This is a genomic window from Legionella sp. W05-934-2, from assembly GCF_964199965.1.
In the GTDB taxonomy this organism is placed as follows: Bacteria; Pseudomonadota; Gammaproteobacteria; order Legionellales; family Legionellaceae; genus JAFIFT01.
On record NZ_CAXMZT010000012.1, the window covers coordinates 105,842 to 113,814 of the forward strand.

Below are 7,973 nucleotides of genomic sequence, written 5' to 3' on the forward strand. Positions count from 1 at the left end.
GCAAAGCTCAAGGAGAGCGTTATGCCTACATCTGAGCAAACGACGGCTCACCAAACCCTCCCCAAAGCGTCTCTTTCCGCCTGGTTGATATGTTTGTTAGCGGCGTTGTTTTATGCCTATGATTTTGTATTACGCATAAGCCCCAGCGTCATGATTCACCCTCTCATGAGTTGGTTTGATGTGAGCGCCACACAATTAGGGTTGTTATCTGCTTTTTACTATTATGCCTATACCCCGTTACAATTGCCCTCAGGCGTCATTGTCGATAAATGGCCACTGCGTTGGGTGCTTTCTGGCTCAGCCTTTTGTTGCGCGATAGGGTGTTTTATTTTTGCTTCAACGGATAGCTTAATTATTGCTTACATCAGCCGAGCAATGATGGGTTTGGGATCTGCGTTTGCCTTTGTGGGGGCATTAAAATTAGCAGCCTTGCGTTTACCCCAATACCATTTTGCCCTGTTTAGTGGGATTGCCACAGCACTTGGGACCTTGGGAGCTATGGCTACGGACATGTTTTTATCACGAAGTGTTGAAGCATTTGGTTGGCAAAACAGCATATATATGAGTGGTTTCATTGGCCTAGGCATTGCCATTTTATTAGCGCTTACCATTCGGCCGACGCCTAAAAGCATGGATAGTTTGAAAGCAAATTCATTATCTTGGCGCGTGATGATTAGTCGGATGTGGGCCTTGTTTAAGCAGTGGCGATTTCTTATCAATGGGTTTATTGGCGCCATGCTATTTATGCCGGTATCAGTCATTGCGTCATTATGGGGCGTTGATTTTCTAGCGCAACGCTATGGCATTACCAATTCAATGGCTGCTAGCATGACATCTGTCATCTTTCTTGGCATGGCGATATCAGCCCCTTTTAGTGGTTGGTTATCGAATTATTTGGGAACACGAAAGCAGTTATTATTTTGCTCTGCTGTAGTTATCTCCTTGCTTTTAATCATCATTATTTATACGCCTTGGTTAAATGTGTGGTTTGTGAATATCGCCTTATTGCTACTAGGAATGGCAGTTGGTCCGCAGGTTTTGACCTTTGCGATAGCAAAGGATATGAGTCCAAAGGGATCCACCGGTGTCGCTACAGCCAGTACGAATTTTTTAATCACCTTAAGTGCGGCAATCTTCCAGCCACTTATTGGTTATATGCTTGAATTGGTTTGGGGAGGGCAAAAAACAGCGATGGGTACGCCGTTGTATTATATCTATGAATACCGTGAAGCGTTTTATATTTTAGTTTTATTAATCGCTCTGAGTGCAGTTTTGTCTTTATTACTTCCCGAGAAGCGATCAGCTAAGTAACTGTTTAGCGATGGCCAACTGGCTCAGCTGTTCCTTTAAATGCCCATAACCAGCTTCACAATTGATGTAGGCATTTTCTGCCATCCAAATGGATAATGAACCATCGTCATTACCGTTCACCGATTGTAATACCGCATTATGAGGGGTTTTCGTTATCTTCAGCCAAATTGCTTTTTGGGTGATTAATAAAAAATCGCGGTATTGTCGAATATCATGCCAATGCAACGCTTGCGCCTCGGCGGCTAAGGTATTTTTTGCCATGTAATCACGCATGGAATATTCTTGATTATTGTGCACGGCAATGACGGGTTTATCGGCGATGATTTGTTTAATCCGGAGGCTGAGTTTTGCGACTTCTTGGTGGGCGTCAGGGTGATAAGCTTGGCTATATAGGGAGAGGGTTTCTTTAATACCTTTATCGGTAAATATGCGATTGGGATCAAAACAGTAGCGCTTTTTATCCTGCTTAAAGCAAATATTGCGTTGACCACTTTGGTGAATATGTAGATAACTTCCTCCGTTAAGTTTCGTATAGCGTTGAATAGCCTCCCAGGCAGTGGTTTCACTTTCATGGAGGTGAACAAACATAGGTTGCCCATTATCCTGCCAATTCAATGTAACAGACGAATCACCCAGATGGACAACTTCCCTATTTGCATAGGTTGGCGTCATGATAAAAACCAGTATAAAAAGGATTAATCGCATCGCAACTCACGACTAAAAAATAGACACTTTAACCTATTTTGTCAAATCATGCAATTTTGGCAATGAAGCTGCCAACGGCTTTTTTGCTATATAGCAGTTCTTCCGTGGTTAGTTTTTGCGGATTCCAATGCGATTGGGCAAAGGCTTCAAGAATCACAGGTACTTGCACTTGGGGGAAGCGTTTAGTAAGCGCTTCCTTTTCAATGAATAAAGAGAATGTTTGTCCTCGTATGATGGGGATATCGCGAATAGACATTTTTTTCTCAACCACATCAAGGGCTATGCGAGCGGCTGTATAGCCTTGTTCGAGGCCGGAAATGGCAATGGAGATTAATCCACCATCAATCATAAATGATTCATACAATCCGACAACGGGGATATTCACTTCATGGTTCATCCAGTGAACCAGTTGCTTACGGTTAACGGTATGCTTGCCATCTTTTAAGGTGTGAAATAACGAGACTAAGAGAATGTCAGCTTTGGCTTCGGCTTCTTTAACGTATTTTTTCCATTCTTGTACGGTTTTAACGCGTTTGTGTTCGACTAATTCAAAACTACCCCAATTACTGTTTGCTATGTCTTTATCCAGTAATTGCGCAGCACTTGAATCATCGGATAAATAATAGATACGCCTTTGATGGCGAAATAACAGCGATAAAATCTCCCGGACGGCACGAACAGGTACTTGCTCAGTGATCCCCGTAATATTTCCTTTTTGGTTATACAAGGCAAAAAGTTTTTCGTCGGAAATGCCGGCAAAAATAATGGGTGTTTTGATGCCCTGCTTTTCCAATTTCAATAAGGTAGCTTGTGCATCATGGTCAAAGGCTAGAATTAAATCCGGGTACCAGCTATTAATGGTGGACTTGATAATTCGTTGGATTTGCTGCATATACCGCTTGTTATTTTGATATTTGGTATTCATATAAAAATAGCGAAGTGATATATACGCTTTATCGCTAAACACATTATTGATGCCTTGATTTAAGTTCTCCACCCAGGGCATATCGGAGTGATAGCTATGAATGACCAGTATCCTCGGCTTGTGTAAGCGCTGGTAGCTTAAAAAAGAAAGCGAAACAATAAGAAATAACAAGGTGCCAAATGTGGCAATGCTTTTTCGGCTCATAGGATATCCAACCATTGCCAAAAGGGAACGCTTACCCAAATTGCAGCGAGTCGGAATAAGGATAACCAGGTATTTAACATCAACGTACTTCGTAAGTTATAGGCTCTTGTTTCTTCAGCCCATTCTTCAAAAAATAAATAGTAACTTGCTTGATAAGGAAAAACCCAGGCTTCGGTTGCCATGATGATAATAAAAGCAATCAACCAAGGGTTAATGATAGCTTGGTTTGCCACAGGAAATAGTAGGGTAAACATCAGTGCTGGCGCTGCCATGGTACCAAATAGCAACCCGCCTATCCAACTGAGGGCATAAACTAATGTAATAAAAATATAAAAATGATCGACCCCCACATCAGCCAACCAGGATAAGTAATTCATGATCCAATCATTAATACCAATTTCTTGCACACAACGCATGATGCCTATAATGGCGCCTAAATAAAATAAAAAAGGCCAATTAATGTTCGTTTTGAAATCCTGCTTATCCAATACGCCACTGGTTAAAAGGACAAAGAAGATGGAAAAACTAACCCAAGCGGTGGGTATGTGGTGCCATGAGGAAAAGATTAATCCGAGCAGTAAAATGAGAACGCTTGCTATAGCAGACCACTCCGTTGCGGATAACGGGCCCAACAATTTTAATTCGCGATGGATGGCCATGCGGTTAATGATCATCTCATCGTTATTTCGAAATAGGATAGTTTGTAAGAAAAAAAAGCAAATAATCAACACAAGAGCGGCTACAGACCCGGCGATGGTCCAGTTTAACCACCCGAATTGCCATTGCGTTTGCTCGGGTAACATACCATATAAGACAAAGTTACTGGATTTACCGGTCATAAATAAGATGGACAACAAGATGGCGCCGTGAAACGCGGAGCAGGCTAAACTATTGGCGGCAACACTATACCGTTTTAGCCCCGTTGTTTTGCGAATATCTTCAATTAAGGGCGCTATGAGCGAAACCCGAGCACTTTGAGCGGTAATAACGGGTGTAAAAAACACGCCCATCAAAAATAAAGCCCCACGAATCAAAAACTGTTTTCTCGGCAGATGGGTAATTAACAGCAAGGATAGGCGATAAAAAATGCGCGATTTAACCGTCACTGCACCAATACCAAAAACTGATAATGCCAGAAAAAAGCTATCAGAGCCAAAGCCAGATAATAAGACTTGTTGAGGTGCTAAACCCAGCAAAACCGTCGCTAAAATCACAAAGATGGCGGGCGCATACTCAGGGACTAAACGGAATATCCACATGACTAATGCGGCTGAAAAAATCACAGTAAAATTGCTGCAGGCCCAGTTCATGGAGCTGTGGCCTGTGGTATAAATTAACACGGCTGGGACGATTAAGGCTAGAAACCAACCCCAAGTTTGACTTAAGCGAAGTGTTTTGGCACTCATCAATTAGACCTACGGTAATTGGCATTTTATTATCGTCAATATTGGAGGGCATGGCAACCACTTTGCTCTAAATAAATTTAGAAAATTTAATATTTTGACAAAATTAATAAACACATGTCGATTTGTTCTAAATAAACTTAGATTGTTTTATCGTTGAACTGATACCATAGGTTAAGTTGTTCAATAAGTGCCTCTAACCCCGTTTTTTTGGTCGCTGAAAATGCCTGGCAAGTTAGCAAACCATGGCCAACGAGTGCTTCATAGTTGCTTTTTACCAAACGAATGGCATTATTCACATCACTGCGACTGACTTTATCGGATTTGGTTAAGAGCACATGGATGGGTAGCCCGCGGTTGGCGCACCAGTCGATCATGTATCTGTCGAGATCTTTTAGGGGGTGGCGTATATCCATCAACAAGATAAGACCTACTAAACATTGTCTTTTTTCAAGGTAATTAGCTAAATGTTTTTGCCAGGCTTCTTTAATTTGCAAACTCACTTTGGCAAATCCATACCCTGGTAAATCGACTAAGCGACGATTATCATCTAAGCGAAATAAATTAATCAGCTGGGTTCTTCCCGGTGTTTTCGACGTTTTGGCTAAGGATTTCTGGTTTGTAAGACAATTCAATGCGCTTGATTTTCCAGCATTGGAGCGGCCGGCAAAGGCGACTTCAAAGCCCTCATCGTCGGGTAATTGATTGATTTTTGCTGCACTTTTGATAAAGGTAGCTTGTTGATAAGGATTTGTGATTGTCATCGTTTCAGTTTAATATTAAGTAAATTAGGATAAGATAAATGGTACCTGCAAAGTGTACCATTAAATGGTAATCTTTCATAAAAAAGACGAAAATTTCTTAGGCATGGCAGTTGTAATGATAAAAAGAACCTGGATTGACATAAAACCATTATTGTGATGAGACTAGCATGAAAAAAATTGTCATCGTACTTTGTTTATTGGCGACATTTCCGCTGTTTGCCCTCGGGAATGCCGAGATGGGAAAGGAAAAATCGGCCGTGTGTGCTGCTTGTCATGGACAAAATGGGATTAGTGCTAATCCATTATGGCCAAATTTAGCCGGTCAGCATGCGACATACACCCTTCAGCAATTGCAGGATTATAAAGACGGAAAAGCACGGAACAACCCTAGCATGGCGGGAATGGTGGCAAATTTATCACCGGAGGATATGGCCGATTTAGCTGCCTTTTATCAACAACAGCCTATCGCCGAAGGGGTTGCCTCGAAAGAAAATCTCAAGCGCGGCGAAATATTATATCGAGGTGGTGATTTTAAAAACCACATTACCGCTTGTATCGCTTGTCACGGCCCCAAAGGGTTGGGAAATGCTGAAGCCAAATTCCCGGTGGTGTCAGGCCAACATGCGCAATATACGGTGGAGCAATTACAAGCGTTTAAAGAGGGTAAACGGAAAAACGACCTCAATGCCATCATGCGAGATATTGCAAGCCACATGAGCAAAGAAGACATGGAGGCAGTTGCCAATTATATGCAAGGGTTACATTAATCATCAAACCCTTGGGGCGCTGTCAATTAATCAAAAAGATTGTTATGGGTGGGACTTGGCCCAGTTTTAAGCATTGTTAACTCGATTTCTGCAATTCTCTTGGCAATTTGTTCCGTGCGCGTCGTTTCCATGTCGCCGCAATGCTTCACCATGAATTGATGTGTTTCTTTTAAATCCTCCAGTAAGGGGCCAATGTTAGTCTTACTTGAGCTGCCCATGTTACTATCGATTATCGCTAATAAAGCGGTTGATTTGCGAAACAGGGCTTTATAAAAAAGGTTTTTATCGGAAGCCCCTAAAGTAAAGAATGTTTTAATCGCATCATTGGCCGATGCAATACACGAATCATAATCTTTTAAACTGAGATAGGCTAGCGCAAGATTGGACTGATAATTTAATAAGGTATTGGGTATGGGGGCGCTTAACGATTGATATAGTTCAACGGCTTTCCGATAACACTCCTTCGCATCGGCATACTTATTAATTCCATAAAAGGCATTACCCAATAATTTTAGCTCTTCGGCTAATGTTCTTGCTTCCTCGCCTTGAGCATTATCAGCTAATGCCAAGTAATATAGTTTTGCATTAGGTAAATTGGATTGCTTAATTTCTCTTTGTCGAGATTGATAAAGCGAGGTAATAAGTTGCTTATGCATGGCCATCAGTTGGCTTCGAATTAAATTATAGTGGCTTAAATCTAACTCAAAACCATCGGGTTTAAATGTGGTTGATTGAAACAACCCTTTCAACCGGTTGAAGCCCATCTCAATACCAAACCCTTTGCGGTAGTCCGGCTCAATTTCAGCATCGCCACCCGCTACCACAAGAAGGTTGTTGTCTTCCATCTGATAAAAACCTTTTTCAACCATGTGTGGGTTGACGATGAAGTCGCCATGCGATTTGACGGTGAAATCAATCTCATCAAAGCCATATTTTAATTTTAAAATGGTCTTAAAAAAAGCTAACTGAACGCTCTTTGATTTTTCTTTTAACGCGGGGAGTGCTTCATAATAAATAAAGAAATTAACGCTATTATCTTTGTCGACAGCTGAACGGATATCAATATCTGGGAGTGTAAAATAAGGCCATTCGAAAGTCTGTCTTAGTTTGATAAGCTCTCGGGCTTGTTTGATGGGATCGAGTTTTTTGCCAGAACTCAGTTTTTTGGCTTCATCGGGCGTTAAATTAATATATCTTGAAAAATGCTGAGGCACCGGGTTATTTCCCAGTTGACTAATGGTCAACGCAGTGGGACCTTTTTGACGATTCACCTCGTTTATCACCACCCGTTTATTACCGCTGAAATCCATCACCAAATCACACGCAACTTGCGAAACGCCTTTCGACGTTGTATATTTCACCTTGTTTTTGCCTAAGCTTTGAAAAGTGCCTTGTTGGATAGTTACGCCGCTTTTTAAGCAATAGTCATATAATGTCCTTTCTAAATCCCGGATATACATCGCCTCCACAGGAATGCCGCTGGGTTTAGGGATATCTAAATTAAACTCGGAAGACACATCCTCAATGACTTGATTGGACACAATTCTTTCCCGTCGATAATTTCCTGCATGAGGATCAATGATGGTGACGGTGATAGGCAAATGGTATTTATTTATCACTTTAATATACAATGCCGCAGCATATAAACCAACAGGGCCTGCACCGACGATGACAATATCTTTCATAGCGAGGACTCTCAAATTCCATGGGAGATAGTTTAATTTTAGACAATCTTGGTGAGCTTGGGTTCATTCCCGCATTTCGCTGCGCTCTGAGGAATCCTGATATATTTTTGTCCAATAAGAAAAATTGGCAAAACCAAAGAGAACCCCCTCGCCCGCGCTAGAATTTTAACCAGGGGTAAAATCTTGCTCGCGGGAGAGGGTTGGGGCTA

At 41.6% G+C, this 7,973-nt stretch carries 7 protein-coding genes; 2 read left to right on the forward strand and 5 right to left on the reverse strand.

Features of this window, described 5'->3' with window-relative positions; genetic code table 11:
- Positions 1 to 21: 21 nt before the first annotated feature.
- A complete protein-coding gene (locus AB3348_RS13275) occupies positions 22 to 1,311 on the forward strand; it encodes an MFS transporter (RefSeq protein ID WP_367608088.1) in 1,290 nt (429 codons plus the stop codon).
- On the opposite strand, the gene AB3348_RS13280 is transcribed toward AB3348_RS13275, so the two are convergent.
- The 4 genes from AB3348_RS13280 to yihA all read right to left on the reverse strand — a co-directional run bounded on the left by AB3348_RS13280 (position 1,300) and on the right by yihA (position 5,312).
- Positions 1,300 to 1,983, reverse strand: a complete 684-nt coding sequence (locus AB3348_RS13280; protein WP_367608089.1) for a protein tyrosine phosphatase — start codon at positions 1,981 to 1,983, stop codon at positions 1,300 to 1,302. The two genes, AB3348_RS13275 and AB3348_RS13280, sit on opposite strands and share 12 nt — an antisense overlap.
- A 79-nt stretch (positions 1,984 to 2,062) precedes the next feature.
- A complete protein-coding gene (locus AB3348_RS13285; protein ID WP_367608090.1) occupies positions 2,063 to 3,145 on the reverse strand; it encodes an ABC transporter substrate-binding protein in 1,083 nt (360 codons plus the stop codon).
- Entirely contained in the window at positions 3,142 to 4,551 is a 1,410-nt protein-coding gene (locus AB3348_RS13290) for an SLC13 family permease (protein ID WP_367608091.1), read from the reverse strand. The genes AB3348_RS13285 and AB3348_RS13290 overlap by 4 nt, the downstream gene beginning before the upstream one ends.
- A 137-nt stretch (positions 4,552 to 4,688) precedes the next feature.
- Positions 4,689 to 5,312: a ribosome biogenesis GTP-binding protein YihA/YsxC gene (gene yihA / locus AB3348_RS13295; RefSeq protein ID WP_367608092.1), complete on the reverse strand. Its 624-nt coding sequence runs from the start codon at positions 5,310 to 5,312 to the stop codon at positions 4,689 to 4,691.
- 167 nt (positions 5,313 to 5,479) lie between these two features.
- On the opposite strand from yihA, the gene AB3348_RS13300 reads away from it, so the two are divergent.
- Positions 5,480 to 6,079, forward strand: coding sequence for a cytochrome c (locus AB3348_RS13300; protein ID WP_367608093.1), 600 nt, complete (start codon positions 5,480 to 5,482; stop codon positions 6,077 to 6,079).
- A 26-nt stretch (positions 6,080 to 6,105) separates the two neighbouring features.
- Here the strand turns inward: AB3348_RS13300 and AB3348_RS13305 are convergent, their stop codons facing one another.
- On the reverse strand, positions 6,106 to 7,764 hold the full coding sequence (locus AB3348_RS13305; protein WP_367608094.1) for a hypothetical protein: 1,659 nt from the start codon (positions 7,762 to 7,764) through the stop codon (positions 6,106 to 6,108).
- Between the last annotated feature and the right edge of the window lie 209 nt (positions 7,765 to 7,973).